This is a genomic window from Protofrankia coriariae, from assembly GCF_001017755.1.
GTDB lineage: Bacteria > Actinomycetota > Actinomycetes > Frankiales > Frankiaceae > Protofrankia > Protofrankia coriariae.
This window is the reverse complement of sequence record NZ_JWIO01000014.1, coordinates 181,006-202,177: the sequence shown is the minus strand read 5'-3', so window position 1 is coordinate 202,177 and position 21,172 is coordinate 181,006. Positions and strand designations below refer to the sequence as shown.

16 protein-coding genes, 1 tRNA gene and 1 pseudogene are annotated in these 21,172 nt (G+C 70.8%); 9 read left to right on the top strand and 9 right to left on the bottom strand.

Features of this window, described 5'->3' with window-relative positions:
- Positions 1-223: 223 nt before the first annotated feature.
- The 6 genes from FrCorBMG51_RS10885 to FrCorBMG51_RS10860 all read right to left on the bottom strand — a co-directional run bounded on the left by FrCorBMG51_RS10885 (position 224) and on the right by FrCorBMG51_RS10860 (position 3,372).
- Positions 224-424 (bottom strand): hypothetical protein, encoded by a 201-nt coding sequence (locus FrCorBMG51_RS10885; RefSeq protein ID WP_047223024.1) that lies wholly within the window; start codon positions 422-424, stop codon positions 224-226.
- Positions 425-598: 174 nt separating this feature from the next.
- Positions 599-1,012, bottom strand: a complete 414-nt coding sequence (locus FrCorBMG51_RS10880) for a hypothetical protein (RefSeq protein WP_047222907.1) — start codon at positions 1,010-1,012, stop codon at positions 599-601.
- A 168-nt stretch (positions 1,013-1,180) separates the two neighbouring features.
- Entirely contained in the window at positions 1,181-1,480 is a 300-nt protein-coding gene (locus FrCorBMG51_RS10875; RefSeq protein WP_047222906.1) for a hypothetical protein, read from the bottom strand.
- Positions 1,473-2,030, bottom strand: coding sequence for a Panacea domain-containing protein (locus FrCorBMG51_RS10870; protein WP_047222905.1), 558 nt, complete (start codon positions 2,028-2,030; stop codon positions 1,473-1,475). The genes FrCorBMG51_RS10875 and FrCorBMG51_RS10870 overlap by 8 nt, the downstream gene beginning before the upstream one ends.
- Before the next feature lie 76 nt (positions 2,031-2,106).
- The gene (locus FrCorBMG51_RS10865) at positions 2,107-3,228 is read right to left on the bottom strand and encodes a tyrosine-type recombinase/integrase (protein ID WP_076843204.1); all 1,122 of its coding nucleotides are present in this window, start codon (positions 3,226-3,228) and stop codon (positions 2,107-2,109) included.
- A gap of 68 nt (positions 3,229-3,296) precedes the next feature.
- Positions 3,297-3,372 (bottom strand) — tRNA-Arg (locus tag FrCorBMG51_RS10860).
- 325 nt (positions 3,373-3,697) lie between these two features.
- On the opposite strand from FrCorBMG51_RS10860, the gene ssb reads away from it, so the two are divergent.
- The 3 genes from ssb (at position 3,698) to ettA (ending at position 8,462) form a co-directional block, all read left to right on the top strand.
- Positions 3,698-4,324, top strand: a complete 627-nt coding sequence (gene ssb / locus FrCorBMG51_RS25030; RefSeq protein WP_052914558.1) for a single-stranded DNA-binding protein — start codon at positions 3,698-3,700, stop codon at positions 4,322-4,324.
- A gap of 135 nt (positions 4,325-4,459) precedes the next feature.
- Complete coding sequence (locus FrCorBMG51_RS33725; protein WP_476742143.1) at positions 4,460-6,598, top strand: DUF7846 domain-containing protein; 2,139 nt, start codon at positions 4,460-4,462, stop codon at positions 6,596-6,598.
- A gap of 181 nt (positions 6,599-6,779) precedes the next feature.
- Positions 6,780-8,462, top strand: a complete 1,683-nt coding sequence (gene ettA, locus FrCorBMG51_RS10845) for an energy-dependent translational throttle protein EttA (RefSeq protein WP_047222904.1) — start codon at positions 6,780-6,782, stop codon at positions 8,460-8,462.
- 302 nt (positions 8,463-8,764) lie between these two features.
- On the opposite strand, the gene FrCorBMG51_RS10840 is transcribed toward ettA, so the two are convergent.
- A complete protein-coding gene (locus FrCorBMG51_RS10840; protein ID WP_047222903.1) occupies positions 8,765-9,178 on the bottom strand; it encodes a globin in 414 nt (137 codons plus the stop codon).
- Between the two features lie 99 nt (positions 9,179-9,277).
- On the bottom strand, positions 9,278-11,047 hold the full coding sequence (locus FrCorBMG51_RS10835; RefSeq protein ID WP_047222902.1) for a glycoside hydrolase family 13 protein: 1,770 nt from the start codon (positions 11,045-11,047) through the stop codon (positions 9,278-9,280).
- Here FrCorBMG51_RS10835 and FrCorBMG51_RS33125 point away from each other — a divergent pair.
- A pseudogene (locus FrCorBMG51_RS33125) lies at positions 11,046-12,551 on the top strand (PP2C family protein-serine/threonine phosphatase); the annotation flags it as partial. The gene FrCorBMG51_RS10835 and the pseudogene FrCorBMG51_RS33125 sit on opposite strands and share 2 nt — an antisense overlap.
- 52 nt (positions 12,552-12,603) lie before the next feature.
- Positions 12,604-13,467, top strand: a complete 864-nt coding sequence (locus FrCorBMG51_RS31050) for a SpoIIE family protein phosphatase (protein ID WP_052914555.1) — start codon at positions 12,604-12,606, stop codon at positions 13,465-13,467.
- A gap of 80 nt (positions 13,468-13,547) precedes the next feature.
- On the opposite strand, the gene FrCorBMG51_RS10825 is transcribed toward FrCorBMG51_RS31050, so the two are convergent.
- Positions 13,548-14,063, bottom strand: coding sequence for an HNH endonuclease (locus FrCorBMG51_RS10825; RefSeq protein ID WP_013872912.1), 516 nt, complete (start codon positions 14,061-14,063; stop codon positions 13,548-13,550).
- 317 nt (positions 14,064-14,380) lie between these two features.
- On the opposite strand from FrCorBMG51_RS10825, the gene FrCorBMG51_RS10820 reads away from it, so the two are divergent.
- From FrCorBMG51_RS10820 to malQ, 4 genes are all read left to right on the top strand, one after another.
- Positions 14,381-15,664, top strand: a complete 1,284-nt coding sequence (locus tag FrCorBMG51_RS10820; protein WP_052914554.1) for a mechanosensitive ion channel family protein — start codon at positions 14,381-14,383, stop codon at positions 15,662-15,664.
- A gap of 220 nt (positions 15,665-15,884) precedes the next feature.
- On the top strand, positions 15,885-16,607 hold the full coding sequence (locus FrCorBMG51_RS10815; RefSeq protein ID WP_047222901.1) for a response regulator transcription factor: 723 nt from the start codon (positions 15,885-15,887) through the stop codon (positions 16,605-16,607).
- A 313-nt stretch (positions 16,608-16,920) separates the two neighbouring features.
- Positions 16,921-18,567 (top strand): HAMP domain-containing sensor histidine kinase, encoded by a 1,647-nt coding sequence (locus tag FrCorBMG51_RS10810; protein WP_235433481.1) that lies wholly within the window; start codon positions 16,921-16,923, stop codon positions 18,565-18,567.
- Between the two features lie 250 nt (positions 18,568-18,817).
- Positions 18,818-21,169 carry a 4-alpha-glucanotransferase gene (malQ, locus tag FrCorBMG51_RS10800; RefSeq protein WP_476742145.1) on the top strand — a complete coding sequence of 784 codons (2,352 nt, stop codon included), beginning with the start codon at positions 18,818-18,820 and terminating at the stop codon, positions 21,167-21,169.
- Positions 21,170-21,172: the final 3 nt, after the last annotated feature.

Below are 21,172 nucleotides of genomic sequence, written 5' to 3'. Positions count from 1 at the left end.
GGTCGAGCGCTTAGTCAGGACAGGCTGTACGGCCCGGACGGCCCGGAGTCGGGCGGTTCCGGTTCCGGATCTGGCTGGGGCGCCCACACCATCCGGCAGCGCGGGCAGTTGTCCCGGCCGGGACGAGGCCCCTTGAGGGGGTCGCCCCCCGCTCGGGAGCGACGACTGCGGCGGCCGCGGTGGTCCGGACAGCGGAGGTCGATGAACGTGACCATGATCTCACTCATTTGCGACCCTTGATCGGTAGTCGTCCTGTGCCCTTGCACGAGAGGCAGTCCACTTTCACGGTCTCGTTGAACGTCCCGTCCTCATCGGCGCCCCCGACGTCGCGGAGAACTTTCCCTGTACCGCCGCACGCCCCGCAGTCCTTCCAGGTGGGGTTGCCGCGGTTGGTGTCCTGTTTCTGCCGCTGGCCCTTGTCCATGCGGTCACGGTCTTCGCCTCCGTCGTCGTCCCGGCGCCGGAATCCCACATCCACTCCCCAGTGTCATATGGTAGCGATAGCGCTACTTGGCGTCTTGTTGCATGCGGACGAGGCCCCCGCCACGGCCGCGGTGGCGGGGGCCTCGTGTTGGACGGGCCCGTCGGCCCGCCCCGTCTACAGGGTGGTGATCGTGCCGGCGTACCGGCCGGCCTGGACAGCCCCATGGAACGCCGCCCACTGCGCCCAGGTGAGCGGGAGCTCGCCGGCGCCGGCGCGCAGGAACACCCCTCCCTCGCGCACCACCAGCTCGACGCCGGCTGAGTCCCGGCGCCGCCAGGTGGGAGGAGGTCCCGGGTACGCCATCGCCTCGTCTGCCCGGTGGGCCGAGAAGTGCACGGGCACGACGAGGCACTCGCCGCCGGGCTGCTGCTCGCGGGCCCAGGCGTCGGCGTCCGCCGCCGACCCGAACGCGATCATGACCGAGTCCGGGCGGCCCTCGGCGTCCTGGCGCAGGACACCGTAAAGCGGCTCGGCCCCCGTACCGGCGAGCAGCCGCGGGAACTCGCGCCTGGTGCCCGTCTCCGTCATCCCATCCCCCATCCGCGGTAGGTCAGTGGGATCTATGGGACCGCGCCGACGGATGTACCACAAGGATGTGACCTCTCGTCACCTACACGGAGGTCACATGTGAGCCCGTGGACTCACATCGGGGCGCACGCGGTATGACGGTGCGGCCTGGAAGGGCGGCCGGGCCTGCTACAGCGGGCGGGTCAGCGTGGTGAACGTGTCGCAGACGACCCGATGCGCCTGTTCCTCGATCCAGTAGGAGCAGCAGACCACGGCCCACTCCCCGTGCTCGGAGCCTGGTATGGGGCCGAACCACAGGTTCGCGAAACCGGGCTCTCGCCGTACACCCTGATAGGGATCATCTATACGGGTGAAGATCCAGGCGGTCACGAGACGGCGCAGATCATCGGACGGGGACTCCGTCTCGATCCACAGGTCGAGCCGTTCGACGAAGTTGACCGGTACCCAGGGTTCGGGGGTGTCAGGCACTCTGCTCCAGCCGCGCGCGCAGCTCGTTGAGGTCGTCGGGATGCTCCGGGCCCTGGCGGCGGTCGGCCGCGTCGCTGAGCCAGTGGGCGACGGCGGCGGAGTCGAGCAGCGGCTCGTCCTCGGTGCCGTCCGGAGCCCCGGCCGTTGCGAAGTACTCCCGCATCGACTCCAGGGTGATCGAAACTGAGGCGCCCGGGCGACGCTTCAGGTCGGCTGCATGCCACGGCAGTTCGCCGTGACTGAGCACTTCGAGGTCGCGGCCCGTCAGCGCCCCATAGCGGCTCAGGACGTAGCCGATCGTGTTCAGCTCCGCCTCGCCGAGCTCGGCGCGGCCGGGCGGCCGGGGCTGGCCGTCCTTCTCCTCCCGCCAGAGCTGGCCGACGACCGGGCCCATGTCCCACGCGGAGATCGTCTCGTTGAACAGCGGCCTGTCGAAAGTGGCCAGGTGATGTCCCTGGCAGTAGTAGAGCAGCTTGTGCAGCTTCTTCGTCCCCAGGCCAGGGAGTCGGGCGCGCAGGATGGATGCCACGTCGCGCGCCGAGACCGTCATGGCGTTGATGGTACGACCAGAGTGGAGTGGGAGCCCGGTATTCATGCCGGCAATCTTATCGAACATGAGTTCGATATCAACGGGATGTCGGTGACCCGGCCGGGCGGGCAGGTCCGGTACGCCGCCGTCGAGGAACGGGGGTCGAGAGACGCTCGCCCAGGGCGAGCCGTTCATGCTCCTGCTGGGCGCGGCGAGCCCGGCCGGCGGCCCCGTAGCGCCGGACCATCTGCGTTCCGGCCCAGCCCATGTGGTCGGCCAGGGTGAGCTCGCCTCCGCCCGCGGTGAGCCAGGCGTCGGCCAGGGTGTGGCGGAACAGGTGTGGTCGGAGTTTGATCCCGGCCTCCTGTCCTCGGCGGCGGACCATCTGGTACACGCCGGAGGGCGTCATGGCGTCGCCGCGGTGGGCGAGCCACAGCGCCGGGATAGCCGACTTTTTGTGCTTGATTCGTAACCGTAGATAGCGGTTGATGGCGAGCATCGTCTCTTTGCCGACGCTGATGTACCGCTGCCGGTTGCCCTTGCCCGTGACCAGCAGCCGGCTACGGGTCATGTCGACGTCGTCGACCGTGAGATCGGCGATCTCGGACAGGCGGCCGCCGGAGTCGGCGAACACGCGGATGATCGCCTCGTCTCGGCGAGATCGGAAGTCCTTCCCACGGCACGCCGCGACCAGCGCTCGCAGCTCGTCCAGGTCCAGGAGCGGCGCGACCGTCTCGCCGACGGCGGGGCGCTCCATCCGCTCCATCGGCGAGGACTCGATCTCATCTTCATCGATCAACCAGGAGAAGAACTGCTGGAGGGAACGGAACGTCTGATTGATCGTCGATTTGGAGCGCCCGTTCGGGCAGCGCGCTGTCCGCTCGCTCCCGAACGCGATCAGGAACCGCTCGACGTGGGCGCGGGTGATGTCGGGGGGCTCGGCAGGTCGGTAGAGCGGCACGGCGTCCTCGCCGGCGTCGGCGGCCGCGCGGCGGGCGGCGCGCCGCTCGGTGCCGGTGCGCGGAGTGGTCCAGCCCGCCGGCGGCTCCGGCAGTCCGGCCAGCCAGTTGACCAGCGCGACGCCCGCTTTGCGGTAGGCGGTCCGAGTCTCGTGGGACCGGCCGGCGGTGGCCAGGCTCTGGTCCCAGGCGTCCAACAGGAGCGGCCAGACGGGGTCTACCCCCTCGATGATCGTTACCACGAGGATGAAAATTACCATCTCGCTGACCGCTGAGCTTGACGGATCCCGCTGGTATTACTACGGTCCAGCCCTGGTCAGCCCAGCTATGGTGCGCCCGGCAGGGATCGAACCTGCGACCTGGTGCTTAGAAGGCACTCGCTCTATCCGCTGAGCTACGGGCGCGCACCACCATTGTGCTGTCTCCTGTCGCGATCACGTAGCGCGGTTACTGGTGATAGCGGAACGAGACTCAATGGGTACTTTGCGTATTTGGTCCGATGCTCTTTCGGTGGTCAAAGCTCTCACCTTGCCACGGCGAGGGTGGATCGCGCATCCGTGCGGCTTCGCACCTGTGGATGGATGCGGTTTGTCCACAGGTGGCGGACCGCGGATGCCAAGCCGGCCGCGGAGCTGGAGAGTGTGAGGCGGGACGTAAGGGGCCAATCCGGTCACAACCACCGTCCGCCGTACGGAACCAGGCCGGCTACCCCATGATCCGGGAGGAACCATGATTGAGGCATCGGTCACGCTGCTCGGCAATCTCGTCGACGACCCCGAACTGCGCTGCACGCAGAACGGGAACTTCGTCTGCTCCCTCCGCCTGGCCAGCACGGCGCGCCGGTTCGACCGCACGCAGAACCGCTGGGTGGACGGCGCCAGCGTCTTCATCACCGTCACCTGCTGGCGGCACATGGCAGAGAACGTCAGCGCGTCGTTGCGCAAGGGGGACAGGACGCTCGTGGTCGGGCGGCTACGGCAGAGGTCCTTCGAGACGCATGAGGGAAACCGTCGGGTCGTCTATGAGGTGGACGCCGACGCCGTCGCGGTTGACCTGGCTCGGCAGACCGCGGAGGTCCGGCGGGTGGTCCGCGCGAGCGGGGAGAACGGAAGCGGCCAGGCTGCGGAAGGAGCAGCGCCAGCGAGGGAGTCCGCTGGCACGCGTGACGGAGCGGGTGGGCCCGCTGGCGAGGGTAGAGCCCACCTCGATACCGGCACGGAGTACCGTGACGCGAATCGCACGGACGGGGCTGCGGAGGAGTCGTTCGGCGAGTCGTTGCCCGGTGTAACTATGTCGGCGGCAGAGTTCGCCGACATGTCACCTTCAGTAACGGCTCTCGATCCGGCCGCAGCGTAATGCGGGTGATACGACGGATCCGAATTGTCCGTTGGGGCGCCTCTCTGCTCGCGCGGACGCGGACCCGTACCCGGTCGGTGCGGAAGCTGTCGGTAGCGTCAGTCCGTGACCAGTACGCGGGGGGCCGAGACGCCGATGCCGATCCGAGCACCACAGGGGCAGACGGATCTGTCCCGGACGGACGGCAACGTGCCGGGTACGCAACCCACGGGCCCGTCTACAGACCAGCACTCGAAGCTCTCCGACCGGCATCTGCCCGACCACGGGTCAGACGGTCGGGCGGATCACGGGCCGAGGTGGCGGACTCCGCTCGCGGCTGCGCGATCGCGGTTGGTCGCGGTATCCAGACCTGGCTGGACGGTGGCGATAGCGGCCCTGCTCAGCGCCGCCGCCGCGGTGCTGATCAATCAGCGCCTCTTTCCCTACCAGTCGATCAACAACGACGAGGCGCTCTACTGGCTACAGGCCCAGACGTTGGCGGGAGGCGACCTGTTCCCGCCAGCGCCACCGTCGGCCGACTCCTACGCGCCGTGGCTGGCGGTAGTTACCGACGGCCACTATGTGTTGAAGTACACCCCTGTGGTCGCCGGATTGCTGGCTCTGAGCCTGGTGATCACGGGCGGGACAGCCCTGGCGCTCGCCCTCGTCGTGGCCGCCGCGGTCGGAATGACCTACCTTGTCGGGGTCGAACTGCTCGACGACCGGCGGCCCGCCGCCGNNNNCCGGCGGCCCGCCGCCGTCGCAGCCTGGTTGCTGGCTCTGTCACCGTTGGTGATCCTTCAGAGCGCGATGCTGCTGCCGTACCTGCCGGTGCTCGTCCTGTCCGAATGCGTGGTGTTCGGACTGCTCCGTGGCCTGCGTACCCGTCGTCGGGTGCCGCTCGTCGGGGCCGGGCTGGCCCTGGGGCTTGCGGCAGCGGTACGCCCGTACGACGTCGTGCTGGTCCTCGGCCCGTTTGTGCTGTGGGCGGTGTGCCGGGGCGCGCGTGGACGGCGGTGGTGGATGCTGCGCTGGGTGGGCGCGGGGCTGGCCGCTCCGTTCGCGCTGCTGCTCAGCTACAACGCCGCGGCGACGGGCAACCCCTTCCAGCTTCCGTTCGCGTTGCTGGAGCCCGAGGACAAGCTGGGCTTCGGGGTCCGCCGACTGTTCCCCACCGACACCGCCCACCACTTCGGGCTGGTCGAAGGGCTCACCGCGATCGGTGATCATCTCTGGCTGCTCGGTGCCTGGGCATGCGGCGGGGTCGTCCTCGCGGTCCTGTCGGTCGCGACGGTCATCCGCCGGCGGATGACCGCTCCGGCGCTCACCGTCGGTGTCGGCGCCCTGCTCCTGATCATTGGGTATGTGGCGTTCTGGGGCGCCTGGAACGCAGCCGAACTGTGGGGCGGCACCCGTTACATCGGCCCCTTCTACCTCATGCCGGTGCTGGTCACGCTCGTCCTGTTCGGAGCCCGCGGGCTGGTGGACATGGCGTCGGCGTGGTCGCGTACCACCGGTCTCGTTGCCGTCGCGGGTCTTGCCCTCAGCGGGTTCATCCTGGTCGTCGCGTCGCAGGACAACATGGAGTTCACCCAGCGTGATCGCAATCTGTCGAATATGATCAATGCTCGGCCTGGTCCGACGTTGGTCATCGTTTCGGCCGACCCGGCGTTTCTCATGCACCCAACGTCGGTGGTGGCCAACTCGCCGACGCTGGATGACCGGGTGCTGTACGCGGTGTCACGGAAGCAGGCCGACTTCGACGTCGTCGCCGACCACCCGGACCGGTCGCCATACCTGCTCAGGCTGGCCATCGGTTACAACCGGACGCTGTCATCGCCGTCGGCGGCATGGCTGGAGCGTCTGCGGGTGGTCGACGGGGCGAACGTTGCTGTCGGCGTCAGCGCGGCGGTACCGGCCGGCACCCGAGCGGCCCGTATCGAGGTGACCGCGGATGGCAGGCGAAGCTCCTTCTCGATGAACCCGGACCGGCCACTGAGCAGCCGGCTCATCATCAGCCCCGGCGGGGTGGACACGACCGGCCTCGGGCCTCGTTCAAAAGTCAGCGATGTTCCGGCCACACGTGATGTTCCGGCCACGAAGGATGATCGTTCGGTGACGCTGAAAGTGTTCTACACCCCGGCGGGAGGCGGTCGTGAACGTCTCCTCGACCAGGTGGACCTGCCCGTCCGGGTCGATCCCAGACAGGGCACGGTCAGCGTCCTGGTGTCGGAGGGCCAGGTGGGCGCGGTGGGATCGGGAGCGACGCCGACGATCCGCCTCAGAGCGAGCTGACAGGCGAACCGAGGGCCACTGCGATGGGCCGGACAGCGACGGGTAGGTGAACAAGTGGCGAACGGACAGGGGTACAGCCCGAGCGGGCCGGGCCACGGCCGTCCCGCGGTATCCGTCCGAATTCACCCGGTCAGTGGGTCCGCCGGACCGACAGGCCCACCAGACCCATAAGGTTGACCGCATGGCGCAGTACGTCTTCCAGATGCGCAAAGTGCGCAAAGCCCACGGTGACAAAGTCGTTCTCGACGACGTCAGCCTGTCGTTCCTGCCCGGCGCGAAGATCGGCGTCGTCGGTCCGAACGGCGCGGGCAAGTCGTCGCTGCTCAAAATCATGGCTGGTCTTGACCAGCCGAGCAACGGGGACGCGACGCTGAGTCCCGGCTTCACCGTCGGCATGCTCGCGCAGGAACCGCCGCTGGACGAGACGAAGGACGTCCGCGGCAACGTCGAGGACGGCGTCCGGGAGATCCGCGCGGTCCTCGCCCGGTACGAGGAGATCAACGAGAAGATGGCCGCGCCGGACGCGGACTTCGACTCCCTCCTCGCCGAGCAGGCGGCCCTCATCGACAGGATCGAGGCGGCGAACGCCTGGGAGCTCGACAGCCAGCTCGACCAGGCGATGGACGCGTTGCGCCTGCCTCCCGGCGACGCCGACGTGACCAGACTCTCCGGCGGAGAACGGCGCCGGGTCGCGTTGTGCAAGCTCCTGCTCGAAGCCCCCGACCTGCTCCTGCTGGACGAGCCCACGAACCATCTGGACGCCGAGAGCGTCGCCTGGCTGGAGCAGCATCTGGCCCGCTACGCGGGAGCCGTACTCGCGGTCACCCACGACCGCTACTTCCTCGACAACGTCGCCGGCTGGATCCTCGAGCTCGACCGCGGTCATGCCTATCCGTACGAGGGAAACTACAGTACGTATCTGGAGACCAAGGCCGCTCGGCTCAAGGTCGAGGGTGGCAAGGACGCCAAGCGCAAGCGCGTCCTCGCCCAGGAGTTGGAGTGGGTGCGCTCGAACCCGAAAGCCCGCCAGGCCAAGAGCAAGGCGCGACTCTCCCGATACGAGGAGCTGGCGGCCGAGGCCGACAGGGCGCGTCCCCGTGACCTCGAGGAGATCCAGATCCCGCCCGGCCCGCGCCTGGGAAGCGTCGTGATCGAGGCGAAGAAGCTGCGCAAGGGCTTCGGCGACCGGCTCCTCATCGACGACCTGTCGTTCTCGTTGCCCCGCGGCGGCATCGTCGGCGTGATCGGCCCGAACGGCGTCGGCAAGACCACCCTGTTCACCTTGCTGACCGGCCAGGCAGCCCCCGACGCCGGTGAGCTCACCATCGGGGAGACCGTCAGGATCTCCTATGTGGACCAGGATCGTGCGGGCCTGGACCCGAAGAAGAACGTGTGGGAGGTCATCTCCGACGGGCTCGACCACATCGTCGTGGGCAAGGTCGAGCTGCCCAGCCGCGCCTACGTGTCGTCGTTCGGCTTCAAAGGGCCCGACCAGCAGAAACCCGTCGGTGTCCTCTCCGGCGGGGAGCGCAACCGGCTCAACCTCGCACTGACCCTCAAGAAGGGCGGCAACCTGCTGCTCCTCGACGAGCCGACCAACGACCTCGACGTCGAGACCCTGCGCTCCCTGGAGGACGCCCTCGGGGAGTTCCCCGGCAGCGCGGTGGTGATCTCGCACGACCGGTGGTTCCTCGACCGTGTCGCCACCCACATCCTCGCCTGGGAGGGCACGGACGCCGATCCGGCCCGCTGGTTCTGGTTCGAGGGGAACTTCGCGGACTACGAGGCGAACAAGGTCGACCGCCTGGGCGCCGAAGCGGCCCGTCCCCACCGGGTCACCTACCGCAAACTCACCCGGGACTAGCTCCCGGGGCCGCCACCGCGCGGCTGTCGGGACGAGAGCAAAAGAATTCTCCTCCAGCGGCGCCGGCCGGGTGGTGCGCGAATTCCGTCCGCAACCACCCGCACAGGCCATGATCTGCACGAGTTTGTTGCTGTGTACGCTTTTCGGACGTTTCTGCGTACGCAGTGACAAAATCGTGCGGAATCGTGCGGATCTTCTTCGTGGTGAGTGCCCGTCGGCCAGTGCCCAGCGACGCATGGGCGGCGTCCATTACGGCTCGTTACCTAACGTACTTAAGGTGGGTACGAGCGTGCTCGCCGGGGTTACGCCGGGCGGTTGATCAGGGAGTTGGCGGCCATCGTCAGGTAGTCCCAGAGGGGCTGGAAGTGCTCCGGGGGCAGGTTCAGCTCGTCGACAGCAGCCCGCATCCGGACCAGCCAGGCGTCCCGCTGGGAGGGGCCGATCGCGAACGGCGCGTGCCGCAGTCGCAGCCGGGGATGCCCGCGCTGCTCGCTGTAGGTCGACGGCCCGCCCCAGTACTGGACGAGGAACATCCGCAGCCGCTCCTGCGCGCCGGAGAGGTCCCCCTCCGGGTAGAGCGGGCGCAGCAACGGGTCTTCGGCAACCCCTGCATAGAAGTGGGCTACCAGCCGGCGGAAGGTCTCCTCGCCTCCTACCGCGTCGTAGAAGGTGTCTGTTGGACGGGCCGCGGACGGTTGCTGGGTCACAGCGACCATTGTGCTGGACGGATCGTGGGCAGCGAGCCCGATGCGGTCAACGGCATCCCCGATGCGGCCAACGGCATCTTTTCAGATCATCGGTTGCTGCCCGCCGCATCAGCTGGGGTGCGGCGCGAGCCAGACCGTCGTGTCCGGGGGGAGCGTGAGGGTGGTTCCGTCGTAGCCGACCGGGCTGCTGGCCAGGACGAGACGTCCGGGTATGACCAGGTCGACCTCTGTGTCGGCGGTGGACATGACGCAGGTCAGGCCGGTCACGCTGGAGGTGCCCGGCAGGGTGTCGGCCGGGCGGCGCGTGTGGGACGTCTCCGACGATGCGCCGGTCGCGCCGGATGGTGCGTCGGATGCCCCGGACAGCGCACCAGAAGCGCCCGGCGGTGCGTCGGAGGCGCCTGGCGGTGCGTCGGAGGCGCTCGGCGGCGCCGGGCGGTCGAAGGCCAGGACCGTGGGCGGGGTGTCGTCGCGCCAGCGCAGCCGGCCGGCACCGAGCATGGGCAGCGCCCGTCGTAACGCCAGCGCCCCACGTGCCAGGACCAGTGTCGACAGCGGATCAGGCGCCTGCGCGGCAACGGTCAGTTCGGCCCAGCCGTCGGGCTGGGGGAGCCATGGCGGCACGCCGTCCGCGCTGAACCCGTACGGCGTCCGCTGCCCCGACCAGGGCAGGGGGACCCGGCAGCCGTCCCGGCCGGGACGGCTGTGCCCGGAGCGCTCCCAGACGGGGTCCTGCCGGTATGCCGGTGGCACGTCCACCTCGGGCAGGCCCAGTTCGTCGCCCTGGTAGAGGAAGACCGGGCCGGGCAGCGCGAGCAGGGTCAGCAGCGCGGCGCGGGCCCGGCGCAGGCCGGTCTCGCCGCTGCCGTAACGGCTCGCCGGCCGGGTGACGTCATGGTTGGCCAGCACCCAGGTGGTGGGTGCGCCCACCTCGGCGGTGGCGGCCAGGTCCGCGGCGATCGCCGTCCGCCAGACCGGCGCCGACCAGGAGGCGGTCAGCAGCGAGAAGGCGAATGTCAGGTGCAGTTCGTCGGGGCGCACGTAGCGGGCCAGCCGCCGGGGGTCGGCCACCCAGGTCTCGCCGACGAGCATCCTGGCCCGCCCGTCGCGGCGGCGGTAGTCCTCGACGATCGCGCGCCAGCGCTGGTAGATCTCGTGCACGCCTTCCTGGTCCCAGTGGTGGGGCTCGGCCCGCTCGCGGAAGAAGGGGATGCCGTCGGGCGGGGGCGGCGGGTTGTCCGGCAGCAGGTCGTTCTTGATCAGGCCGTGGGTGACGTCGATGCGGAAGCCGTCGACGCCGCGGTCGAGCCAGAACCGGACGGTGGCGTCGTGGTCGTCGCGGACGCGGGGGTGCCGCCAGTTCCAGTCGGGCTGTTCCGGCGCGAACAGGTGCAGGTACCACTGGCCGTCGGCGACCCTGGTCCAGGCTGGCCCGCCGAAGACCGACACCCAGTTGTTGGGCGGCTCGTCGCCGTCCGCGCCGCGTCCGTCACGGAAGATGTACAGGTCCCGTTCTGGTGCGCCGGCGCCGGCAGCCAGCGCGGCGCGGAAGGCCGGGTGGGCGTTGCTGGAGTGGTTCGGGACGAGGTCGACGAGCACCTTCAGCCCGTGCCGGTGCGCTTCGGTGAGCAGCGCGTCGAAGGCGGCCAGGTCGCCGAAGAGCGGGTCGACGGCACGGTGGTCGGCGACGTCATAGCCGTGGTCGGCCATGGGGGAACGGTAGAACGGAGTGATCCAGATCCCGTCCACGCCGAGGTCACGCAGGTAGGGCAGGCGGGTGGTGATGCCGGCGAGGTCACCGACCCCGTCGGAGCCGGAGTCGGTGAAGCTGCGGATGTAGACCTCGTACAGCACTGCGTCGAGCCACCAGTCAGCCATGGCCTCATCCAATCCCGGGGGATTTGTCGTTGTCCGGCGTCTCTCGATGAACGTCGTCGAACGTCGTCGGATCCTTCCGGCGATCGTGAGGATGGCTTTCGGACGCGGAATATCGAATGATCGAACCGCCTTCGGCCGGCTGCTGAGGAGGCTGTCGCCAGGCACGGTATCCGATAACCGAACTAGACTTCGCCAGGTGGAGGAGGTGACGGCACGTTATCAACTGACTTCAAAAGGTGTGCGCAGTCCGTTCGTGCTTGTCCGGCAGGCTGTGTATGAGCGAACCGGACGCCTCGGCTGCGCTCTGAGCGGCCGTACGTTCAGCGGCAGATTCGGCGGCGGCGGCGGTGGCGATGCCGGCGCTGCCAGCGACGTCGGTGGGAACAGCGGGGCCGGCCGCGCTCCGGCCGCCCGCGGCGCGGCCGGAGCCGGCAGCACGGTGGGCGGCCCCGTCCGTCCGGACGAGGTCCAGCCGGACGCCGGCCGGGCGACCGCTGGCCGGACGGGGGCAGCGCGTACCGGGACGGCGGCGGGCCGGCTCGGAGCCGTCCTGGCCGAGATCGGCCGGGGGACCTGGTCACTGGGCCAGATGCCGCTGCGCCAGATCCTGGGCCGTCCCCGTGAGCGGGTCCCCGACCGGCTTGAGCTGGAGCATCTGGGTTATCTGTCCGACGCCGGGCTGGTGCTGTCGAGATCCCTCGACCCACAGCGGATCATCGATATGATCGCGGCGCTGGCGGTACCACGGCTCGGTGACGGCGTTATCGTCTTCCTCCGGGACGGCGAGAAGGCACGCCTCGGCACGATCGTGCACCGCGACAGCCGGGCCGCCGGGTTCCTGCGCGACTTCCTCCCCTCCCGGCTGCCGACGCTGGACAGCGAGGACGGGCCCGGCCTCGTCCTGCGGACGGGCCAGACCTGGTACATGCCGTATCTGACCGACGAGTTGCTGGCGCGGATGTCCCCGACGGGGATGACGGACATCCCCTTCCCCGACTTCCTGAAGGGGCCGACCATCACCGTCCCGATGCCGGGGCAGGGCCGGGTGCTCGGCGCTGTCACCCTGCTGCGCCTCTCGGAGACGTACACCCCCGTCGACATCAGCCTTGCCGAGCATCTGGCCCGGCGGGGGGCGGCCGCGCTCGACAACGCGCAGCTCTACAGCGTCGAACAGGAGTCCGCGCTCACCCTGCAACGCTCGCTCCTGCCGGAGAACCCACCTGCGCTGCAGGGGGTGGAGATCGCGATGGAATACCGCCCCGGAACGGCCGGGACGGAGGCCGGCGGCGACCTGTACGACGTGATCGCGCTGCCCGGCGGCCGGGTCGGGATCGCGATCGGGGACGTGATGGGGCGCGGCCTGCACGCCGCCGCGGTGATGGGGCAGCTGCGGGCGGCGTTGCGGGCGTACGCGCTGGAGGACTGGCCGCCGGCCGAACTGCTCACCCGGCTCGACCGGGTGGTGGACTCGCTGCCCGGGCTGCACCTGACGACCTGCATGTACATCGTCTACGACCCGGCGGCCCGGCGGGCNCCCGGCGGCCCGGCGGGCCACCGTGTCCAACGCCGGGCATCTGCCACCGCTGCTGGTCATGCCCGACGAGGAGCCGGACTACCTGGTCCTCGACCCGGGCCTGCCGCTCGGCGTCGGCGGTGTCGGGGTGTTCTCGGAGACGTCGCTGGAGCTTCCGCCCGGTTCCGGCATCGTGCTGTACACCGACGGGCTCGTCGAGTCGCGCAGGCGTCCGCTCGAGGACGGCATGGACCGGCTGCGCCGCGGGCTGGCCAAGGCGATGGAGAACGCGACGGAGGGCACGGGAGAGGGCACGGCGGATGGCGCGGGGGAGGGCGCGGGGGAGGGTATGGCGGCGGTGGACGCCGGGGTGCCCGCCGCGGGGGCTTCTTCGTCCGGTTCCGCGCGGGCGCTGCTGCACCGGTGCCTGGCCGCCGCCGGGGTGGCCGTGCAGACCGACGACGACACGGCACTGCTGGTGATGACCACCTATCCGTCCCGGCCGGCGCTGGTGGACGTGGCGCTGCCGGCCGAGCCCGAGTCGGCCGTCCGGGCCCGTTCGGTGGTCGGGCGGATCCTCACCGGGCGGCGTCTCGCCGCTGTCGCGGACGACGCCCTGCTGCTCGTCAGCGAGGTGGTGACGAACGCGGTGCTGCACGCCCGCAGCGATCTGGTGTTACGCGTCCACCAGGAGGGGGACCGGTTACGGGTCAGCGTCGATGATCGGGAAGGTACCCGGATGCCCAGACGGGCCTCGGGCGATGACGGGGAGTCGGGCTGGGGCCTGAAGATCGTCGATATGCTCGCGCGCGGGTGGGGTGTGGAAACCACTGGCGACGGCAAACGGGTGTGGTTCGATCTGGCGATCCCGGCGAGCGGCGACACCAACGGGACACCGTCACCCTGACGGGACGCTGCCACCCCGACGGACGCTGCCATCTCGCCAGGACGCCGTTACCCCGGCGAGGCCGGCCCGTCCGCCCGAGGTCAGGCGGACGCGGCCTCGTCGCCGTCGGAGCTGAGATAGCGCGACCAGCGCGGATCCATCCGACGGCTGCCCAGAATGCGCCAAGCGGCTCCGCTCGGCGCTCGAGGCGCCGTGCGAAGCCGCCAACCGAGATCGGCAACTGCCCGGTCGGCTTTCAGATGATTGCAGCGGCCGCAGGCCGCCACCACGTTCTCCCATACATGCGCGCCCCCGCGGGAGCGGGGGATGACGTGATCCAGCGATGTCGCCGGCGCACCACAGTAGACGCAACGGTGATGGTCCCGGGCCAGCACCCCTTTGCGGGTGAGGGGGACCTGCGAGCGGTAAGGTACACGGACGAACCGGGCCAGTCGCACAACGACAGGCACCTCGACCGTATACGTGGCCGAATGGAGAACTTTGTCCCCGGGCTCGACCATGACTGCTTTCTCGGTGAGCACGAGCACCAGCGCACGCCTCTGTGAGACCACGCATAACGGTTCATACGTGGCATTGAGAACCAGCGCCTCTGTCACGCGCCGACCTCCTCGCCCTACCGGATGGCGGCCGTCACGAGCTAGCCACCGGTGACACTGAGACAGTCAACCGCCTTCGGGCCCCGAACGCGAGTGGGTTCGCGATTGTCGTCGGGTAATCATTGACACACCGCGCAACTCGGCTCGTGTTTCACACGCTCAGTGTGACAGATCGTCGTCGGCGCGTCATAGCCGGGGGCCAGCCCCCTCGTCCGGGGGCTGGCGTCCACAGGTAAGACTGGACGCGGCCGGATCCCCGGGGGACGTCCATCGGAACATTCGCCAACCGATCACGTGTGAGGAGCTGACTGGAGGCCGTGGCCAACTCCCCGTTCCTGCTTGCCCAGTCGTTCGGGTCGTTACTGCCCTCAGCGGCCGAGGCGTCGAGCGCGGCGCCATCGCCCGCCGCGTCCGTGAGCGCGCCCGTACCGACCCCGACCGACATCCCGCTGGCGCCCAGCCTGGACCAGCTCAAGGACGCGCTGCAGAACGCCTGCGGAGATCAGCCCGGGGTGCTGTGCCGGACGGTCTACGACATCACCCACAGTCAGTACCTTGCCGGTGGTGCCAACGTCTTCGTCGGCACCCCGCTGAAGATCGTGCTGATCCTGGTGGCGGCCTTCCTCATCCGGTCGCTGCTGCACCGGTTCATCGTCCGGACGACCCGCCGGGCCTCCAGCGGGAACTCGGGAGGGTTGCTGCGTTCCGGGCGCACGATGCTGCTGGGCGCCTTCGGCGATCCCGCCGTGCTGCTGGAACGGCGCCGGCAGCGCGCCGAGACGGTCGGGTCGCTGCTGCGCAGCGTCACGTCCATCATCGTCTTCGGGATCGCCTTCGTGACGATCCTCGGCGAGCTGGACATCAACCTCGCGCCGATCGTGGCCAGCGCCGGGATCGTCGGTGTCGCGGTCGGCTTCGGCGCGCAGAACCTCGTCCGGGACTTCCTGGCCGGCATGTTCATGCTGCTGGAGGACCAGTACGGGGTGGGCGACGTGATCGACGTGGGGCCGGTCAGCGGGAACGTCGAGGCGGTCAGCCTGCGCGTCACCCGCCTGCGCGACGTCGAGGGCACCGTCTGGTACGTGCGCAACGGCGAGATCGCCCGGGTGGGGAACAAGGGCCAGCAGTGGGCACGGACAGTGCTCGACGTACCGCTCGACTACGACACCGACGTGGCCACGGCCAAGCGGATCCTCAAACGGACGGCGGACAAGCTCTGGACGGATCCGCGGTTCGCCGCCGCCATCCTCGAAGAACCCGAGGTGTGGGGGATGGAGACGATGACCGCGGACGGCTACACACTGCGCGTCATCGTCAAGACCCAGCCGCTGAAGCAGTGGGACATCGCCCGCGCCCTGCGGGAGCGCTTCCGTGCGGCGCTGGACGCCGAGGGCATCGAACTCGGCAGCGTCCAGCGCAGCGAGGTCGTCATGATCGACGATGATGAGGAGAAGAGGCCGGGCGCCGACGAGGAGGAGGACGGCGGCGCCGACCCGCGGGCGGCGGCCAACGTGACCGACAGCGGGCCCATCGCGGAGCTGCCCCGGCCCGCGCGCTCACCGGTCGGCCGGTCGTCCGGTCCGGCGTCCGGCTCCAGCTGAACCCGCCCGCGCGGCGCTCCACGGCCGTGCCGGCTCCACCATCGGGGCCGGCGCTGCCGGGGGAGCACGGCCGTGGAGCGTGATCGGTGGGAGCACGACCGGCGGGAGCGCGGCCGGTACACGGCTGGTAGCTGAACCGCTGATAAGGATCACGGTAGGCGAAGCTGAGAGTTGCTCGCACCGGCTTCCGCCACGGTGTGGGCCGGGCAGACTGTGAGATGTGCGTGTACTGGTGGTCGACGACGAGCCGGCGGTCCGGGAGTCCCTCGAACGGTCGCTGAGGTTCGAAGGTTACGAGGTCAGCTCCGCCCAGGACGGCGCCGAGGCGCTGGACGCCGTCACCCGCGACCGGCCGGACATCGTCGTGCTCGACGTGATGATGCCGCGGGTGGACGGCCTGGAGGCCTGCCGGCGGCTGCGGGCCCGCGGTGACGACCTACCCGTCCTCATGCTTACCGCCCGTGACGGGCTTGCCGACCGGGTGAGCGGTCTGGACGTCGGGGCCGACGACTACCTGGTCAAGCCGTTCGCGTTGGAGGAGCTGTTCGCCCGGCTGCGTGCCCTCACCCGCCGGGCGTCGCNCGCCGCGGTGGCCGCCGGCGGGTCCGCGGACTCCGCCGGCCCCGGCCCGGGGCGGCCGCAGGTGCTGACGTTCTCCGACGTCCGGCTCGACCCGGGCAGCCGGCAGGTTACCCGTGGTGACCGTGAGCTGACCCTCACCAAGACCGAGTTCGACCTGCTCGAGCTCTTCCTGGCCCACCAGCGCCAGGTGCTGTCACGTTCGACGATCATGGAGAGGGTGTGGGGCTACGACTTCGGTCCGTCCTCGAACTCCCTTGAGGTGTTCGTCAGCTATCTGCGTCGCAAGCTGGAGGCCGGCGGCGAGCCCAGGCTGCTGCACACGGTCCGTGGGGTCGGCTATGTCCTGCGGGAGACGGCATGACCGGCAGCGCGCCGCGGACGGTACGGCGTGACGGGCGGTACGGCGTGACGGATGGTGCGATGCGAGGACGGTATGGGCGGGTATGGCCGCCGGTGACACGGCAGGCCCGGGTGTGACGGACGGCGGGAGGAAGCGTTGGACAGGCACGGACGACGTCCCGGCCGCCGTGGCCGGGCCGGCTCCCGGCCCGTCACGTCCCGGCCCGCCGCATCCTGGCCGGTCGCGCCCCGCTCGGTCGCGCCCCGCTCGGTCACGTCTCGCCCGGTCACGCTCTGGCCTGTTGTGAAGGCGCCGGCATGACGGCGCGGTCAGGATGAGTGCCTGGCCCGGCCCGGACACCACCGGGTGGCAGCAGGGGGCGCCGGTGGAGACGGCCGGAATCGGAAGTCCCGGACGTGCCGCCGAGGACAGGACATCCTGGCGGCGGCGTTTCGCACACAGCCATCTGTCGCTGCGCAACCGGATGGTGGTGCTGATCGGCGTCGCGGTGGCCGCCGTCGTGGCCGTGGTCGCGGGCGTGGCGCTCGCCTCGACCGGGATCGTGCTCAACAACTCCATCGACGACCAGCTGACCGAGCAGGCCCAGGCGGTGGCCCGGACGGTCATGCCGAGCATGCCACCGGGCGTTCGAGGCCCGCGATGGCTGACCGGATCCAACTTCGGCCTGCCGGCCCAGATCATCCTCGAGGACGGCAGCACGGCCACCTGGGCGGGGCAGTCGGTGACGCTGCCGGTGAACGACACCGACCTCGCCGTGGCCGAAGGGGTCACGGACAAACAGTTGCGTACCGTCACCGTGGATGGTGCGCGTTACCGGGTGGCGACCGTTCCCCTGCTGTTCGTCCCCGGCCGCACCCCGGGCGCGATCCAGCTGGCCCGACCCATGGCCGACGTCGACAGGACGCTGCGCACCCTCGGGCTGATCCTGCTGGGGGTGGGCGTGGCCGGCGTGGCCGGGGCGGTGCTGCTGGGCAGGCTGATCGCGCGGGCGTCCCTCAAACCGGTGAACGCAGCCGCGGCCGCCGCCGAGGAAGTAGCCCGCACCCAGGACCTGTCCGCGCTGATACCTGTCACTGGCAGTGATGAGATTGCCCGGCTGGCCAGCAGCCTCAACAGCATGCTGCGGGCCCTGGAGGCCTCCCGGGCCCGCCAGCGCGAGCTCGTCGACGACGCCAGCCACGAGCTGCGCACCCCGCTGACCAGCCTGCGCACCAACATCGAACTGCTGTTGCGGGCGGAGGCCAACCCACAGCGCGCGCTGCCCGCGAACGACCGGGACGCGCTGCTGCGCGACGTCGACGCCCAGATCCGGGAGCTCAGCGGGCTGGTCAGCGAGCTGGTCGAGCTGGCCCGCGACGAAGCTCCCCCCGAGGACGTGGAGCGCACCGATCTGACCGAGATCGTCCATGCCGCGGCGGAGCGGGTGCGCCGGCGGGCCAAGGCGAAGAACGTCCAGATCGTGGTGACCGCGGTCTCGTCCCCTGTCGACGGGCGGCCGCACATGCTGGAACGGGCGGTGACGAACCTGCTCGACAACGCGGTGAAGTTCTCCCCTCCGCAGGGCGAGGTGCTGGTGGCTGTCGGGAACGGCGAGGTCGTCGTCACCGATCAGGGTCCGGGCATCGCGCCGGAGGACCGCCTGCGGGTCTTCGACCGGTTCTACCGCGCCGCGTCCGCGCGCGGGCTGCCCGGCTCCGGGCTGGGTCTGGCCATCGTCGCCGATGCCGCGGCCATGCACGGCGGAAGCGTGCGGGCCGAGGAGGCTCCACGCGGAGGCGCGCGCATGCGGCTGTCACTGCCGGTTCCCGGGGACGTGTTGTGGTCGGCACCGTTCGAGGTGGGCAGTGACGGTGGCCTTCCCGGCGGTTGGGACGAGGTCAGCTCGGCGGGGCCGGCCGGGTTCGCCCGGGCGTCCGACCACGGGCCCCGGCGGGCGAGAGGATTCGGCCGTGGCCTCTGACGACAGCGACAGCAGCACCGACAGCAGCACTGACAGTAGCGGCGGCTCAGATACCGGCACCGGCCCCGATGCCGGTATCGGGAACGGCACCGACAGGGGGACCGGCGCAGGAAGCGGCAGCGGCCCGGGCACCGGCACCGGCACCGCTGCCGGCAGCGGTGCTGACAGCGGCCCCGATGGCCAGGCTGCGGGGAATGGCCGCGCCGCCCGGGCAGGCGGCATCGACCCTCCGCTGGCGGAGCTGGCGGACGTGTACGGCGTCGCCACCCGTTACGTCGACGCCGACGACCGGGAGGTCACCGTCGACCCGCAGGTCGTGCGGGCGGTGCTCGGCCTGCTCGACGTCGACACGGCGGACCCGGCCGCGGCTCTTGCCACGGCTCGTGACGCGCCGTGGCGGCGTCCGCTGCCCGCCTGTGTGATCGTCCGGCGGTCCGCGCCCACACCGGTGATCGCCCGAGTGCCCGCCGGCACGGTCCCCGTCGCCGAGCTGGAGCTCGAGGACGGTGGGCGCCGCGACCTCACCGGATGGGGTGCGACCGTCGGGCGACGGCGGGTCGACGGCCGGGAGCTCCTCGGCGTCCCGTTGGCCCTGCCCGCGGGCCTGCCACTGGGCGATCATGTGCTGCGACTGCAAGCCGGTGCCGTCACGGCCACGGCACAGCTAGTCGTCGTGCCGGACGCGGTGCCCGGCCCGGCCGGGGCCGTTCCCGGCCGCGCCTGGGGATGGATGATCCAGCTGTACGCGCTGCGGTCGACCGGCTCGTGGGGGATGGGCGACTACGCCGACCTCGCCGACCTCGCGGCCTGGTCCGGCGGCGAGGAGGGCGGGCGCGCCGACGTGCTGCTGGTCAACCCGCTGCACGCGGCCGCCCCGACGTTTCCCGTCGAACCGTCCCCGTACTTTCCGGCGAGCCGACGCTTCGCCTCCCCGCTGTACCTGCGTCCGCAGGACCTGCCCGAATACGCCCGGGCGGACGCCGCCACCCGGACCCGGGTCGACCAGCTTGCCGCCACCGCCCGCGCCGCGGCCGCCGCCGACCCACCGCCGGCGGACGAGCCGCGGGACGGCGAGCCCGCGGATACCGGGCTGGTGGCCGCCGAACCCGCGGACAGCAGGCCGGAACATGGTGGGCTGGCGGGGGACGACCCGGGGGAGGCCGGGCCGGCCGCGGGCCGCGCCGGGCTGCTGGACCGGGACGCGGTATGGCGGGCCAAGCTCGCCGCCCTGGAGCTGCTGTTCAGTGCCTCCGGGCCCGGCGAGGTCGCTGGATCCGGCGAGGTCTCCGGGCCCGGCGAGGCGGACGGACCGGAGACGGGGCACGACGGCCTCACCGACTTCGCGACCTGGTGCGCTCTTGCCGAACGGCACGGCCCGGACTGGCGGCGCTGGCCGGCGCACCTGCGCGACCCGCACAGCCCCGCCGTCGCCGCCGCCCGCGTCGAGCTGCGGGAACGGGTCGCCTTCCACCGCTGGCTGCAGCATGCCTGCGACGCCGCGCTCGCGGCCGCGCAGGCAGCCGCCCGCGACGCCGGGATGACCGTCGGTATCGTGCACGACCTCGCGGTCGGCGTGGATCCGGGTGGCGCGGACGCCTGGGCGCTGCGGGACGTCTTCGCCGCCGGCGCGACCGTGGGCGCGCCCCCGGACGGGTTCAACCAGCAGGGCCAGGACTGGGCGCTGCCGCCGTGGCGGCCCGACCGGCTGGCGGAGACCGGCTACGCGCCGTTCCGGCAGATGGTCGCCGCCGTGCTCCGCCGGGGTGGCGGCATCCGGGTCGACCACATCCTCGGCCTGTTCCGGCTGTGGTGGATCCCGGCCGGGAACTCCGCGGCCCGCGGTACCTACGTCCGCTATGACGCCGACGCCATGCTCGGACTGCTCGCACTCGAGGCGGCCCGGGCCGGGGCGCTCGTCGTCGGTGAGGATCTCGGCACGGTCGAGTCCTCGGTCGCGGCGCGGCTGGCCCGCGCCGGGGTGCTCGGCTCGACCGTCGCCTGGTTCGAACGCGACGCTGACGGTGAGCCGCTGCCGCCGCGCCGCTGGCGGGAACCGGCGATGGCGAGCATCACCACCCACGACCTGCCCACCGTCGCCGGCTACCTCACCGGCGCGCACGTGCGGGTCCGGGCCCGCCGTGGCCTGCTGCGACACTCACCAGATGCCGAGCTGCGGGCATGGCGGCGGGAACGGGACGCGCTGATCGCGCTGCTACGGGCCGAGGGCCTGCTGACCGTGGCTCCCACCGCCGTGGACGATCTCGACCGGTCGGTGCTGCGCGAGGTCGCTTTCGCCCTGCACGGCCTGCTTGTCCGCTCGCCGGCACGGATCGTGCTCGCGGCGCCGGGCGACGCCCTGGGTGACCTGCGTCAACCGAACCTGCCCGGCACCGTGGACGCGTACCCGAACTGGCGGCTGCCGGTGACCGACGCCGACGGCCGGCCCGTCACCGTGGAGCGGCTGCGGGCCGACCCGCGGGNNGGCTGCGGGCCGACCCGCGGGTACACCGCCTGGCCGGGCTGCTCGCCCAGGTGCGCGAACAGGCCCGGCGGGCGTGACGGTGACCGACGGCGACAGCAGACGATGGATTTTGCTACGTAAAGT